This is a genomic window from Pseudoalteromonas umbrosa (genome assembly GCF_030125375.1).
Classification (GTDB): domain Bacteria; phylum Pseudomonadota; class Gammaproteobacteria; order Enterobacterales; family Alteromonadaceae; genus Pseudoalteromonas; species Pseudoalteromonas umbrosa.
The window spans coordinates 386,736-401,083 of record NZ_JASJUU010000003.1 but is presented as its reverse complement, the minus strand read 5'-3'; the positions used below and the strand labels follow the sequence as shown (position 1 = coordinate 401,083).

At 40.1% G+C, this 14,348-nt stretch carries 17 protein-coding genes; 13 read left to right on the top strand and 4 right to left on the bottom strand.

Annotation, left to right across the window (positions count from 1 at the left end; genetic code table 11):
* Positions 1-23 precede the first annotated feature (23 nt).
* From QNM16_RS11685 to QNM16_RS11670, 4 genes are all read left to right on the top strand, one after another.
* Positions 24-827, top strand: coding sequence for a DUF1338 domain-containing protein (locus QNM16_RS11685; protein ID WP_284020649.1), 804 nt, complete (start codon positions 24-26; stop codon positions 825-827).
* A 161-nt stretch (positions 828-988) separates the two neighbouring features.
* Positions 989-1,759: a helix-turn-helix domain-containing protein gene (locus QNM16_RS11680; protein WP_284020648.1), complete on the top strand. Its 771-nt coding sequence runs from the start codon at positions 989-991 to the stop codon at positions 1,757-1,759.
* Positions 1,756-2,586, top strand: a complete 831-nt coding sequence (locus tag QNM16_RS11675; RefSeq protein WP_284020647.1) for a polyphosphate kinase 2 family protein — start codon at positions 1,756-1,758, stop codon at positions 2,584-2,586. Before QNM16_RS11680 ends, QNM16_RS11675 begins: the two co-directional genes overlap by 4 nt.
* Position 2,587: 1 nt before the next feature.
* Positions 2,588-3,886, top strand: a complete 1,299-nt coding sequence (locus QNM16_RS11670) for a DUF2252 family protein (RefSeq protein ID WP_284020646.1) — start codon at positions 2,588-2,590, stop codon at positions 3,884-3,886.
* On the opposite strand, the gene QNM16_RS11665 is transcribed toward QNM16_RS11670, so the two are convergent.
* The gene (locus QNM16_RS11665) at positions 3,863-4,816 is read right to left on the bottom strand and encodes a ribonuclease Z (protein WP_284020645.1); all 954 of its coding nucleotides are present in this window, start codon (positions 4,814-4,816) and stop codon (positions 3,863-3,865) included. The two genes, QNM16_RS11670 and QNM16_RS11665, sit on opposite strands and share 24 nt — an antisense overlap.
* A 77-nt stretch (positions 4,817-4,893) precedes the next feature.
* Here QNM16_RS11665 and QNM16_RS11660 point away from each other — a divergent pair, with 77 nt between their 5' ends.
* The 6 genes from QNM16_RS11660 to zapE all read left to right on the top strand — a co-directional run bounded on the left by QNM16_RS11660 (position 4,894) and on the right by zapE (position 10,099).
* Complete coding sequence (locus tag QNM16_RS11660) at positions 4,894-5,427, top strand: isochorismatase family protein (RefSeq protein ID WP_284020644.1); 534 nt, start codon at positions 4,894-4,896, stop codon at positions 5,425-5,427.
* 49 nt (positions 5,428-5,476) lie between these two features.
* Positions 5,477-5,740: a DUF3081 family protein gene (locus tag QNM16_RS11655; RefSeq protein ID WP_284020643.1), complete on the top strand. Its 264-nt coding sequence runs from the start codon at positions 5,477-5,479 to the stop codon at positions 5,738-5,740.
* A 52-nt stretch (positions 5,741-5,792) separates the two neighbouring features.
* Positions 5,793-6,050: a hypothetical protein gene (locus QNM16_RS11650; RefSeq protein WP_284020642.1), complete on the top strand. Its 258-nt coding sequence runs from the start codon at positions 5,793-5,795 to the stop codon at positions 6,048-6,050.
* 209 nt (positions 6,051-6,259) lie between these two features.
* The gene (locus QNM16_RS11645) at positions 6,260-7,867 is read left to right on the top strand and encodes an AbgT family transporter (protein WP_284021222.1); all 1,608 of its coding nucleotides are present in this window, start codon (positions 6,260-6,262) and stop codon (positions 7,865-7,867) included.
* 317 nt (positions 7,868-8,184) lie between these two features.
* A complete protein-coding gene (locus QNM16_RS11640) occupies positions 8,185-8,820 on the top strand; it encodes a glutathione S-transferase family protein (protein WP_284020641.1) in 636 nt (211 codons plus the stop codon).
* Between the two features lie 196 nt (positions 8,821-9,016).
* Positions 9,017-10,099, top strand: a complete 1,083-nt coding sequence (zapE, locus tag QNM16_RS11635; protein ID WP_284020640.1) for a cell division protein ZapE — start codon at positions 9,017-9,019, stop codon at positions 10,097-10,099.
* 80 nt (positions 10,100-10,179) lie between these two features.
* Here zapE and QNM16_RS11630 read toward each other — a convergent pair whose 3' ends face one another.
* The gene (locus tag QNM16_RS11630) at positions 10,180-11,478 is read right to left on the bottom strand and encodes a DEAD/DEAH box helicase (RefSeq protein WP_237136590.1); all 1,299 of its coding nucleotides are present in this window, start codon (positions 11,476-11,478) and stop codon (positions 10,180-10,182) included.
* Between the two features lie 57 nt (positions 11,479-11,535).
* A complete protein-coding gene (dapA, locus tag QNM16_RS11625) occupies positions 11,536-12,450 on the bottom strand; it encodes a 4-hydroxy-tetrahydrodipicolinate synthase (protein WP_284020639.1) in 915 nt (304 codons plus the stop codon).
* A 149-nt stretch (positions 12,451-12,599) separates the two neighbouring features.
* Between dapA and QNM16_RS11620 the strand changes: the two genes are divergently transcribed.
* Entirely contained in the window at positions 12,600-13,253 is a 654-nt protein-coding gene (locus tag QNM16_RS11620) for a DUF6058 family natural product biosynthesis protein (RefSeq protein WP_284020638.1), read from the top strand.
* Positions 13,254-13,362: 109 nt separating this feature from the next.
* Here QNM16_RS11620 and QNM16_RS11615 read toward each other — a convergent pair whose 3' ends face one another.
* Positions 13,363-13,638, bottom strand: a complete 276-nt coding sequence (locus QNM16_RS11615) for a hypothetical protein (RefSeq protein WP_284020637.1) — start codon at positions 13,636-13,638, stop codon at positions 13,363-13,365.
* 190 nt (positions 13,639-13,828) lie between these two features.
* Here QNM16_RS11615 and QNM16_RS11610 point away from each other — a divergent pair, with 190 nt between their 5' ends.
* Both QNM16_RS11610 and ykgO read left to right on the top strand, forming a co-directional pair.
* Positions 13,829-14,086, top strand: coding sequence for a type B 50S ribosomal protein L31 (locus QNM16_RS11610; RefSeq protein ID WP_063363675.1), 258 nt, complete (start codon positions 13,829-13,831; stop codon positions 14,084-14,086).
* 99 nt (positions 14,087-14,185) lie between these two features.
* On the top strand, positions 14,186-14,323 hold the full coding sequence (gene ykgO, locus QNM16_RS11605; RefSeq protein ID WP_080672543.1) for a type B 50S ribosomal protein L36: 138 nt from the start codon (positions 14,186-14,188) through the stop codon (positions 14,321-14,323).
* Positions 14,324-14,348: the final 25 nt, after the last annotated feature.

Below are 14,348 nucleotides of genomic sequence, written 5' to 3'. Positions count from 1 at the left end.
CGTTATTTTAAGGAATTGTCATTATGCACAACAATGTAGATAACTTATTTGAGAACCTTTGGGGTAACTATTTAGAAGTGACTCCATCTGCTGTAAGAGTACACGAGCTATTAGGTTCAACTCAAAAAGATGATGTCATCAACGATCATATCGCACTACGTACTTTCAACCATGAAAAAATTGGTCTAGAAAAACTGGCCGAGCATTTCAAAGCCGTTGGTTACAAAGAGTGTGGTGAATATCACTTTGAAGCTAAAAAATTGTACGCTAAACACTATGAGCATAGCGATCCAAGCAAGCCAAAAGTATTCATCTCAGAACTACTTTTAGAAAAGTGCTCAGAAGAGCTTCAAGCAATTGTTGGCCAAATGATTGATAGCATCGATGAAAGTGCCGTTACTGCAGAAAACTTCTTGTACTCTGGTACACATTGGCAAGTGAGCCATGAAACTTATAAAAAGCTACTTGCAGAAAGCGAATATGCGGCTTGGATGTCAGCTTGGGGTTACCGTGCAAATCACTTCACGGTAAACATTAATTACCTAGCAAATTTTGAGACCATAGAAGCTGTAAACCAAGCACTTAAAGATGCTGGTTTCTCTCTAAATACATCAGGTGGTGAAATCAAAGGTTCACCTGAAGTACTGCTTGAGCAATCATCTACACTTGCCGACCATCACCCTGTTGAATTCTCTGACGGCAAGTTCGAAATCCCAAGTTGCTTCTACGAGTTCGCCCTTCGTTACAACAAACCTGATGGTGAATTGTACACGGGTTTCGTAGCGGCTTCTGCAGATAAAATCTTCGAAAGTACCAACGCTAGATAAACACCTTGTGTTGATATGAATTGAAGTAAACTAACTTAAACATCCAAAGCAGCCAATGGCTGCTTTTTTATTGCGCTTAAATAAGTTAAGCGGTAGATTAAATGAGGCAATTTAAAGTCGCTCAAGCATATTTTTGAGTACCCACAAGGAGTGAGGTCACCATGTATACTGTTTTGTCCCCACCACCAACGCTTACCCACTATGTTATCAATTATTGGTATGCAAGTTCTCAAAGCTTATTGCCTCAAGCATTACACAGTGACGGCTGTATTTCGATTTTATTTGTTATATCAGGTAAATCAAAAATGGGCACTACAAGCTTGAATCAAAATGCCTACTTCATCGGCCCACAGACCAAAACAACCATATGGCACTTTGAAAAAGACGTGCAAAATCTCATAGGTGTTAGGCTCACGCCTTTGGGCGCCAAAAATTTCACGGCTATGCCGCTCAAAGAATCTAAAAATTTATGTATCGAATTATTAGACGCAATCCCACTTGATCGGACCTTACTTGATAAAGTTCGCAATGAAGACGCCTCTATTTCAGATAAAATTGAACATATTTCTCATTGGCTTGAACAGCAATTCAAAAAGTTAAATCAACCACTTCCCAGCATTTTAGAAACCATTACCAAAGAAATACAACTATCACCGAGATCAATAAAGCTGGCTGATATTTATGACACCCTACATATTAATAGCCGACGAGCAGAGAGAGCCTTTGATCAAGCGTTAGGCATGACGGCTAAAGAGTATGCAACTCTTGTTGAAGTATCGAAAGCGAGAAGCTTGCTCAAACAAAAACCGACACGCTCTTTGACTGATATTGCCTATGAACTTGAATATGCTGATCAATCTCACTTCACGCGGCAATTTAAAAAAGTGATGAACATAACGCCAAAACAATATAAACAAAGGATATCAATGTGAGCCAAATTGATATAGATAATGAACAAAAAACACAATTTCCCTCTTTAAAACACATCAATGAATATCCAGCTATTGATAATAAAAAATCGTATAAACAGGCACTTAAATATTGGCAAAAAGAGTTACTTCATGTTCAACAGGCCTATTACCATCAAGGGCAAAGAGCTGTTATCGTTTTTGAAGGCTGGGATGCTGCAGGAAAAGGCGGCGCAATACGCCGCGTTACTGAAAAACTCGATCCTCGTGGCTACCAAGTATACCCGATTGCCGCGCCCAGAGAAGATGAGCAAGGCAGGCATTATTTATATCGATTCTTCAATAAACTTCCTAAACAAGGCACTCTGACTATATTTGACCGTTCCTACTACGGAAGAGTGCTAGTAGAACGAATTGAAGGTTATGCGTCAGATGCACAATGGCAACGCGCTTATCGTGAAATCAATGAATTTGAGCAGCTTTTGCTCGACGATAACATTAAAGTCATAAAACTGTTTTTACATATAAGTAGTGACGAGCAACTAAAACGATTCTCTGAACGGTTAAATAACCCTTACAAACGTTGGAAATTAACCGAAGAAGATATCAGAAATAGAAACAAACGCACTGAGTATGAAGCCGCTATCGATGATATGTTTGCAAAAACACATACCTCTGCTGCACCATGGTCGGTCATTGTTGGCGATCATAAATGGTTTGCTCGTGTGGAAGTACTTAAAGCGCTTACTAATGCATTGAGCAAAGGTATGCAGATTGAACCACCTCCAATAGACGCAAATATTGTAGCGCTTGCAGAGCAACAACTCGGAATAAAGCACAAGGGGACGTAAAATGAATCGTGAATACCTACTGACATCTTACTTCGAACGCCATGACGGTATGGTGCCATCTTTAGAGTTAAACAAACATGAAAAAATGGCAGGTAGCGCGTTTCATTTTTTCCGTGGTACCGCACCACTGATGTACAGTGATATATTTGATGGCATAATTGATTTGCCTTCGTCAGTCTATGAAATCCCTGTTACCACGATTATGGGAGATTGTCATACAAGTAACTTCGGGTTTTTGAGTGAAGAAGGCTCGCACGGTGAAACCTTAGTTTTTACACCTAATGACTTTGATGATGCTTGCATAGGCCATGCAATTTGGGACATATTCCGCTTTCTTGTAAGTCTCAATTTAGCACAGCAAAGTGGTGTTGCTTATAGAGAATCAAGCGACTCTATGAACATAAAGCAAAAACCAGTTGTCCTTACTGAGCAGATACCTCAAGCGCAAATGGCTTTCTTACAGCACTATGTTGAAACCTGCCAAGCTTCCATCCGCGGAGAAAATAACAGCCAAAGTGCACTAACACATTTTGATAAAGACCACATACTTCACAAACGTTGGCAAAAAGGCTTGCAAAGACTCGTAGGAGGATCTGCATTCAATGTAAAAAGTACACTAGCAAAAGATGTAGAACTCACAGCGTACCCCCTTAAGTTTAAATCAGATCCACTAAAGTTCGAATCCATTCATAGCGATATTAAAACCAACCTCATTGAGCAGTTCAGGCCTTATGTCGATGACGACATAATAGACTGTGTGGAACGGTTAGATGCAGGCACTGGCAGCAACCATTTGAAGCGTTACTATCTATTGGTCGGGCCCAAAGAACAAAAGGAACCTGAGCTTTATCACATCGTAGAAATTAAACAGCAAGCTTTAGCAGCGCCATTAAACTACTTTAAAGATTTAAGTCCAGTAAACCGCCTCAATCATGCCCATTTAACAGTCAACTGCCAACGGCAGATGCAGCGCAGACCAGACCTAATAATTGATGATGCACTGTGGCAGGGTTTACATTGGCTAGTTCGTTCCCGCCATCATGCACGAGTCGGTATTGATCCAGAGCATATTACCCTTGGCAAACGTGCAGCACAAAAAAATGGTTTCGAGCAATATGCACAAAGCTGCGCACAAGTACTCGCTTATGCGCATATGAGAGGCGACCGGCGTTCAATGAACTATCAAGAACATTGCATAACCGCACTGCCACCACTGTTTACAACACTTATAGAGAAGGCGAATCAATACGCCCAGCAAGTAAATGAAGACTGGGAATTATTCAAGGCACTCAGAAAGTAGCTTTTTAGGAATATCGACAACAAGCCCATCATTGGCCAGAATAAGCTCTCCACAAAAATGTGCGAGAGCTTCTTTTTGTAAATTATCCAACAGCCCTGGGCCATGATAACGGACACTAAAGTGCGTTAAGATCAATAGAGGTAGATTGGTTTTGTTAGCAAACTGTGCAATACGTTTAGCATCACTGTGCCCAGTATGGTGACCAACTTTTTTCAAATCTTTATGAGTAAATGTTGCCTCATGCACCAGCGCGTCGACATCGCCAATAACTTCTTTTAAGAGGCTCGGTCTTTCGTTATCACCGCAAACAAGCACTTTGCGTGGTAGCCAGCTAGAAAAAGCATATTTTTTGGACTCAAGCTTTTGCCCCTGATACTCAGCATCTATTCCTTTTTGCAACTGATTGTAGTGAGGCCCTGTCTCAATTCCATCTTTTTTTAACAAATTAATCTTTAGTTTTTTAGGGATTTTCGTCTCAGTGACTTTAAAACCGAAACTAGGTACTCGGTGTTTTAATTTAATAACCTCTAGGCGACAAAATCCAAGGCTCAAAGAGGTGCTGTTAAGGTCTTCGATTGCACTTGTTTTAAGATCAAAAGGCAACGTTAAGTCAGTCAGTGAAAAAGTGGCATGCAAAAACTCAATCACTTTTTTGGGGGCGACTAAATAGACCGGCTCCCTTCTACCGGACATCGCCATAGAAGCCAATAAACCGGGTAAACCGTAACAATGATCGCCATGGACATGGCTAATACAAATCAAGCTCAGCTGATACAAGGTTAATGTCGATTTTAGTATTTGATGTTGAGTGCCCTCACCACAATCAACCAACACCCACTCTTTTGACTTTTCAAACCTAACGGCCGTTGCTGATACATTACGAAAAGTTGACGGGCTTCCGGACGAAGTCCCCAAAAACTCCAATTGCATAACTAGCTAAAATCCATAATGATAATACTACAACAGCCAGTTTAAGTGATATCTCACGATAGCTAAAGGATTAATCTATGCGCCACAATTCAGAATATCAAATTCTTGTCGTTGACATACAAACACGTTTTCAGCCACACATTCAGCTATATTCCGAAGTTGTGAATACAACGGCAAAACTTTTAACTGCAGCTGAGCTCTTGTCAATACCAGCGCTAATATTTGAGCAATACCCAAAAGGGCTTGGGTATACAGACCCTGCGCTTACTCAATTTCAAATCGAGTGTCATGAAAAGACCACTTTTAGTGCTCTTAATGATACTTTGGCAAAAGAGGCAATCAGCTTAGACCCGGTTGTCACTAAAATTGTTGTTGGCATTGAGGCCCATGTTTGTGTGTATCAAACGGTAAGAGATTTATTAAGATTGCAGCAGCCAGTTATAGTCGTGGCTGATGCAATCAGCTCTAGAAACTCTCAACATAAAACGTGGGCAATTGAGCAATTAAGACATGATGGCGCTGTGATAGTAAGTCTAGAGAGCTTGCTATTTGACATCCTAAAGGATGCAAAACATCCGCAGTTCAAGTCCGTGTCAAAACTGATCCGTTAGTTAGTGCAGCCAGTAAAAATAAATATAAATAAGCAACTTGTATTGAGATATGAAAAACGAGCTCAACAGTAACCTCATTTTGAAGGTATATGAACATATAAGGCAACAAGGTCAAGAGTATGAAGAAGGAAAGCAATTCGAAGGGATAACGGCATTCTCAGACCCTGATGGTTACACAATTTATTTGAAAGGCAGCGGTGTTTTCTTACGCTTCGGTTTTCACAACACATATCAATTCAATTATGACAAAGAATCGCAAAAAGCTGATTTCATGAAAAAGGTTAACTACATAGCGAGTATGCTGGATGACTAGAAACAGAACCAGAAGTAGAAGCAGAGCAAGCTCGAGGTCATCACACACTTACATGGAACAAGTCGTCTCAACTCTGAGACAAAACCCAGAAGCAATCGAAATTATAAAGGCAAACTGCCAACACTATCAGTCACAAGCATATCTTAAAAAAGGACTCAAACGCACCATAGAACACCTGGAGTGGGTACTTGCGGCGGATAACGATATAGAGCGCATTTGCAGTCAAATTATGGCTGATGATCATATCGGCGGAAAACTGAGACAATACCCTTTGTTATTCAAAGGAATAAACTCACCATCGAGAGAATAAATAATTAACAACTAAAACCAACAACGTGAATAGGTTAATATTTACTCATCTAAAACCAAGTACTTACTTACATTGAAAGTACAAGCTGCTCTTTATCACCGATACTTGTAATTTTATCTCATTTTCACCTCGAGTTAACTTTTATAAATGACCGATGAATGAAAAAGTGATAAGGTATGCCGCATTTTTTGGAACCGAGAAAACTTGCTATGTCGAATGCAGTAGAGACGAAAGCGAATAAAAACTCTCAATCGCCAGAACAACAAAGCGGCTTATTCAATCGCTTTTTGGCAACCGTTGAGTTTTTAGGGAACATGCTCCCACACCCAATCACCCTTTTTGCAATGTTATGTGTTGCGATTGTGGTCTTCAGTGGCATCGCCGACTGGATGGGCTTGAGTGCAATTGACCCTCGCCCAGAGGGAGCTATAGGACGTGATGCTGACGGTGTCATTGAAGTTGTAAGCTTAATGAGTGCAGAAGGCTTACAGAAAATTATGACTGGCCTTGTCACTAATTTCACTGGATTCGCCCCACTTGGTACTGTATTAGTTGCATTACTTGGCGTGAGTGTGGCTGAACACTCTGGCATGCTATCAGCTGCTATGCGTGGCATGGTTATGGGCGCTTCTAAACGTCTAGTAACCTTTATGGTGGTTTTTGCAGCAATTTTATCAAACACAGCATCAGAACTCGGTTATGTCGTACTTATCCCACTAGCTGCGATGATATTCCATAGCTTAGGTAGACACCCACTGGCTGGCCTTGCCGCGGCTTTTGCAGGTGTATCCGGTGGTTATAGTGCAAACCTATTACTAGGTACTATCGACCCATTACTAGCAGGTATTACAACCCCTGCGGCTCAAATGATAGATCCAACTTACCATGTAGGGCCAGAAGCGAACTGGTACTTCATGATGATTTCAGTATTCTTAATTGCCATCGTCGGTACTTTGGTTACAGAAAAAATCGTTGAGCCACGCCTTGGTAAATACAATCCAGATGATGCAAGCGTTGACCTATCTGAAAACAACATTGAGCATTTAACAGATAAAGAAAAAAGCGGTTTAAAATGGGCAGGTGTGTCTCTACTAATCGTATGTAGCATTTTAGCACTTACCATCGTACCTGAAGATGGCATTTTGCGTCATCCTGAGACAGGCGCCGTAGCAGGCTCTCCATTCTTGAAAGGGATTGTTGTTCTTATATTTGTTACTTTCGCTATCCCGGGTTTTGTATATGGCCGTGTTGTAGGCACGATGAAAACAGACAGAGATGTGATTGATGCCATGAGTAAGAGTATGAGCTCTATGGGCATGTATATCGTTCTTGTCTTCTTCGCAGCACAATTTGTGGCATTCTTTAAATGGACAAACCTTGGTACTATCCTAGCGATCAACGGTGCAGCATTACTTCAAGCACTGAACCTAACAGGTCCAGAAGTATTTATTTTATTCATCATGATGTGTGCAATGGTTAACTTATGTTTAGGTTCATCTTCAGCGCAGTGGGCTGTAACAGCACCTATCTTTGTGCCAATGTTGATGCTTGTAGGCTATGCACCAGAAACTATTCAAGCTGCATATCGTATCGGTGATTCAGTCACTAACCTGATCACACCTATGATGAGTTACTTCGGCCTTATCTTAGCCGTTGCTACAAAATATAAAAAAGACATGGGTATCGGTACATTGGTCGCTACTATGTTGCCTTACAGTATGTTCTTCTTTGTTGGCTGGGTTGCACTATTCTATATTTGGGTATTCGGTTTTGGCCTACCAGTAGGACCAAACTCACCGATATATTACACCCCTTAATTAATAAAAAGAGCATTTTTGCATCTGCAAAAATGCTCTTTTTATCTTCAAAATTCCCTCAAAAAGTCCCTTAATTATATTTTTCATTATTTTTATCCCCTCTCACTAAATTTATACACAACATTCCTATTTAAGGTAAAATCATTAACGGCAGAGAAACTCAAGGTTAATCTTGTTAACTCACTTTGGGCAATTTAAATTTTTGAATAAAAATACGTCATTGTATTTGTTATTATTCCAATGCTGTCCTAAAGTCCTAAAGGAATAATCTTAAAAGGAGCTTTCTCACCAATAAAAACTTGATGATAAGGCCAGTTATGTACACTTTGTTTTATTACCCTCGTAATGCCAGTCTCGCACCACACTTTGTATTAGAAGCACTAAAAGTACCATATCAACTAGAACTCGTTGACCGTAAAAAGCATGCACAAAAATCAGCACAATATCTAAGGCTCAACCCCACAGGTAGGATCCCTACACTGGTTGATGATGATTTTGTGCTATTTGAAAGCGGAGCAATTTGTTTATACCTCGCAGAAAAGCACCCTGAAAGCCAGCTGATACCCGCTGATCCAGTTCAAAAAGGTGTTTTTTATCAATGGCTAATGTATTTCACAACCACAATCCAATCAGAGTTGATGATTTACTTTTACCCTGAGCGACACACGCAAAGCGCATTGATGTATGACGACATTATTAAAACCCAGCAAACTCGCCTAACCGAAATGTTTACTATCGTAAATAGGCATTTGGCGGGAAAAAGCTATGTGGTTAATGAACAATTCACGATATGCGACTGCTATTTATTTATGCTGTGTATATGGGCGGATGAGCTAAATACCCCTCCTCTACAATTTGAACATTTATCAAAATACTTACGTGAGATGGCAAAGCATCCTGTCATTAAAAAAGTATGTGATACAGAGCAGACAGATTTAAGCCCATATAAATAGGGCTACCATTCTCACTCTCCGCTCATATCTTTAAAATTTAATTAAAAGCCAATTTTACATAATATATTTATTGCGGAAATCGGCTTTTTTCCATTTTAATAAAGTAATATCGGACTTTACTGATTTTCAAATCAACTTACTTCTATTCTGTCTAAGTAAACCGTATCATTATTAAAAATCCCAACTACTACTTTTTATGCACCGCCTTTTAAATAAATATGAACAATTAATAGCAACCAATCATATATCACTCGATCCGGCTCAATTAGATGCCATCAATATATTAGACAAACTGTGTCTTGACGTTGAAGCAGGAAAGCAGTCAATGGGGGTGTATTTATATGGACCTGTCGGGCGAGGCAAATCTATGCTGATGGACATGTTTTTCGATACTATTTTGGTAAAGAAAAAGCAACGGCTGCACTTTCACCACTTTATGCAATTAATCCACCAGCAATTAAGGCAAATCCAAGGAAAAAAAGATCCCTTAAAGGCGATTGCTAAACAGTGGGCCAATCATACCAAAGTACTTTGCTTTGACGAATTTTTTATCAAAGATATTGGCGATGCCATGATACTCGCAGGATTACTAGATGCCTTTTTTAAAGCAGGTATAGTGTTTATAACAACCTCCAACAGCCATCCAACAGAACTATATAAAAATGGATTGCAAAGAGCACGATTTGAGCCGACCATTGATTTAATCATGGCGCATTGCAGTCTTGTTAATGTCAGCGGTGAACTTGATCATCGATTCAGCAACGGCACCCCCACCGACTTTTACTTCGAAAATAACCTCAGTGCGTTTTCTTCTCTGTTTGAGGCACTTGAAGGTTCTTACCAAGATTTAGATATACAGATCCAAAACCGCCCCATCGCTATTTTAGGAGAATGTAAGAATGGCCTATTAATTGAGTTTATGTCTCTATGCTCTTCCCCACGGGCGACACTAGACTATATTCAATTGGCACTAAACTATGATGTTATTTTCATTAGGAATGTCCCTTCTATGGGCGCTTCACCAAACCGCCATTGTGTCACTCAAGGTATCGAAGATAATTATATAAGAGAAAAATCAATGCTGTCAGTACGTACTTTGGACGACGAAGCTAGACGTTTTATTGCACTGGTAGATGAATTTTATGATCGAAAAAAGTTGATTGTGATTGAATCAAAATTTTCGTTGCAAACACTTTATGCTGGTGAGTTATTAGCTTTTGAATTTGAACGGACGAAAAGCCGCTTGGTTGAGATGCAATCTTGGCGCATGCCCGTATAGATTTATCTCTTTGCTCTGAATTCTAAATTACACATTAAAAAACGGGCTAATGAGCCCGCTTTTACATGTGATAAATTTGTCTATTTATCTAACTTTAATTTCACGCCTTTTAAGCGACTTCTTACTGAGCTAATTTTATTGCGGTTTTTAACTCGTGCTTCACCACTCGCTTGATTGCTTGGCCTGTTAGTACGTACCTTACGTCTTTGATGACTTGGCTTTTTGCTCAAATTATCGATCAAGTTTTCACGGCTTGCGACTTCATAACCGGGTAAATAATAGCGCTTAATTTTTTGGCCGATCAAAGTTTCAATGTGAAGTAAAAATTGCTCTTCTTCTCTACTTACAAAGGAAATTGCTTGACCGCTGTTGCCAGCCCTACCAGTACGACCAATACGGTGCACATAGTCCTCAGGAAGATATGGTAGATCGTAGTTAACAACCCGTGGTAACCCTTCAATATCAATCCCTCTTGCTGCTACTTCAGTTGCGACTAAAACGCGAACTTTGCCTTCCTTAAACTCTCTCAAAGCACGGCGTCTTGCGCCTTGCTTTTTGTCACCATGACAAACCGTGGCTGCAATCCCATCCAGCTCCAGCTCTTTTACGATAGTATCAGCATCGTCTTTCATGTTGACAAAGACAAGTACTTGTTGCCAGTTTTTCTTGCCAATCAACTCTGATAAAAGTTCTTTTTTACGCTGCTGTTCAACTGGGTATACCACGTGACGTACGGTTTCAGCAGTCGTATTTTCCGGTGCTGTTTGCACAAGTTTTGGCTCTTTTAATACCTGTTTAGCAAACTGCTTTACTGCTGAAGGAAAAGTCGCTGAAAATAATAGCAATTGCTTTTCTTCTTTAGCCAGTGAAATGACACGCTGCATTTCATCAATAAAGCCCATGTCTAACATACGGTCAGCTTCATCAAGCACTAAATGCTCGATGTTAGCTAGGTCGACACTGCCTAAACGCACCAAATCAAGTAACCTGCCTGGAGTGGCTGCTACGATATCCGCCCCTTGTGCTAATCGCTGAGTTTGGCCGTCGACATTTACGCCGCCGAATACGGCAACAGTGCGCAGTGAAGTATGCTTTGTAAACGCCTCACAGTTATTTGCGATTTGTTCAGCAAGTTCTCTGGTAGGTGCAAGAAATAAAGCGCGAGGTGATTTTGTTGAAGTCCCCTTTAACAGATTATGGATAACTGGCAATGCAAAGGCTGCGGTTTTGCCCGTGCCCGTTTGTGCAGTTGCAAGCACATCATGACCCTTTCTGATCACAGGGATGGCCGCCTGTTGGATCGGAGTGAGCTCTGTGAAGCCAATTTCATCTAAGGCTTTTAATAACGGCTCTGGAAAACTAAACGATTTAAAATTCATAACGGCAAACCTGCGACCAATACTGAAGGGTCGCAGATTATACGTCAATTCTTTGCATTAACAAAGCTTAAGAAGCGTTTCATCCACTAAATTAGCTTTTCCACCAACAATGTACTGCTCTTCTAATGCATTGATGAGTCTCTGCCCTTCAATTTGCTGCTCACGCGTAAGCGGTACATAGGGTAATCTAAATACTGGGTTAACAGCGCCAGTCATAATTAACGCTGTGTTGATGGCAATTGGATTTGGTTCACAAAATAGCCAGCTCATCAAAGGCTGTAAATCTCTATTTAGTGCCTCATCAGGCTTGTCCATCAGCTGTCTAAATAATTTTGGTACCAAGTTTGAGGTAACCGAAATAACGCCGTGAGATTGATATTTATGACGACCATCATGTGCTTCATCATCGTTGCCTGACCAACAAGCAATGCCCTGTGACTCATAATGTGCAATGCGCTCATTACCCGCACACTCTTTCACGCCAATGAAATTCTTATGCTTGGCAATTAGTTCAATAATATCAGGCGTTAAATCTTGTCCAGTTCTTCCTGGGACGTTATATATAAAAGCAGGCCCAATTTCTAAAACACGTTCTAAGTGTTCAAATACCCCTGCAGTTGATGTGCGGCCATAGTATGGATTAATTTGCAGTGCTGCATCCATACCAGACGCAAAACCATACTCAGTGGCTTTAATTGCCTCTCGGGTATTGTTACTACCAGTATTACCAACAATCACCAGCTTATCTGAGAATTTATTGACGCTATGGGCTATCAACATCAGATGCTCTTCCCAGTTCATCAACTGACCTTCACCTGTTGTACCACCGACAATGATGCCGTCTACTCCGGCTGCAATTTGCGCTTCGACAAGTGCGTCATACGCCTGTAAGTCGATTTCGCCTGACATAAGATAAGGGGTTTTGATTGCCGTAATTAAGCTGGCTTTTTTTATCGATTGTATACTTCGCATGTAATTTCTAGCTAGTTGTTTATATACGATATGTTTTATCACAATTGCTCCGGTATGCCGAGGCCAAATATACAGAATTATAAAATTTCTTGCTTATGTGCTAAAAATCATACAAACTAAAAACAACTGTATAAATAACCAGTATTACTATGAGATTATCTAACTACTTAAAATCTAATTTTTATGATGCCAATGAACTATGTAGTTTAATTAAAGTTGAGCCAGAACAATTACAGCAATGGCAAGAGAACAGTATTTTTCCTAACGCGAGCTACAGTATTGATAATCTCATTAAATGTAGCTCATACCTTGGTTTGTATGAATGTGTTGAGGTGACCGACTACTATCCTAGAGGCGCTCTAGATTGGGGCCATATGCTACTTAGGCATGAGGTCGAGCACTCAAGTCATGCTTATGAGCTATTTCAAAATAAATACATTACTACTTTAAAAGCCTGTGCCGATAAAGGCATCGTAAGTGAAGATGATAAGTTTGGTGAGGACTTAATTGAACATATTCAACAAGTGTGGCAGCAATTTTTGTGCAGTAAATACGGTGTGATCAGTCAAAATGGTAGCGTGGAAGAAGTCGTTTTTATCGACCTTGGTCGTGCTTTAGTCGATAGAATAACTGAAGATAGAACCTGTGCAGCTGTGCCAACGGAGCAACGTGCCTTGTTACATGAAGCACTTAAGCTACTCAATAGATCTTTAAGCCATAACGCCGCGCACGAACGCCAAGATTCCCTCAGATATAAATATATAGACAGTGTCATGCAAAAATATGATTTATCAACTTGTTAGTACATACAGCATATTGTCAGCACTTCAGTTTGCTGATTAGAAGCCAAAAAACTAAAAGCCACTTAGATTACTCTAAATGGCTTTTACTGTTTGTGTAAAAGAGGTTTAATTAAGGCTTGTTCACAGTCTCTAGCTGTTCATAATGCGCCCTATAAATCTCAAACCCTTTTAAAACTTTCATTTTGTCTTCACACAAACCGTCGTACCATGTGTCAAATTTGTCATCATCATCTTGCTCACTCAAAACCTGATATTGTGCCAGTAGCTCTATAATGTCACTGTGTTCGCAAGTTAACTCATCCAATTGCTGAGCTAGCGACGAATGATCCCTATTTTGCAGTTCCGCAATGACACTGTTGTCTAATTGTTGTGATTCTTCGCTCACAGTGTAGTCCTCTTTCTCAATCTAGGTTCTAGTTATAACAGTCTGATATTGAAGATCCAGTAACAATTGCCTTATTCGTATAATCAATAGACAAAAAGTGTAAAAAAAATTTCAGATAAGCAATTGAAAACCATTCTCAAATAGAATACCATTTGTGACGTTATCACATTTCGTAAGGTTAAAATTTATTATGAAAGCAAATATCCACCCGGATTATCAAGCTGTTGCATTTCATGACACGGCAGTAGACAAGTACTTCATCGTTGGTTCAACACTTAAATCAGATAGAACTGTTGAAATCGATGGTGTTGAGTATCCATACGTGCCAATTGATGTTTCAAGCGCATCTCACCCGTTCTACACAGGTAAGCAGAAAATCGTTGCAAGCGATGGCCGTGTTGCTAAGTTCAACCGCCGTTTCAAAAACCTTTCTGCTACAACTAAGTAAGCAATGGTTTTTAGTTTACATCGCTGCTCTGTGCAGCGATGTAAACTTCAACAAGCGCGTTGAAGCGTCAAGTTGTAAAAACATATTAAGGAGCATAAGTTGAAAGTTTTAAGTTCATTAAAAAGCGCAAAAAACAGACCTGGTTGTCAAGTAGTTAAGCGCCGCGGACGTGTTTACGTGATTTGTAAAACAAATCCAAGATTTAAAGCTGTTCAGGGTAAGAAGAAGAAACGCTAATTACCTCATAGCTGTATGAGCGCTT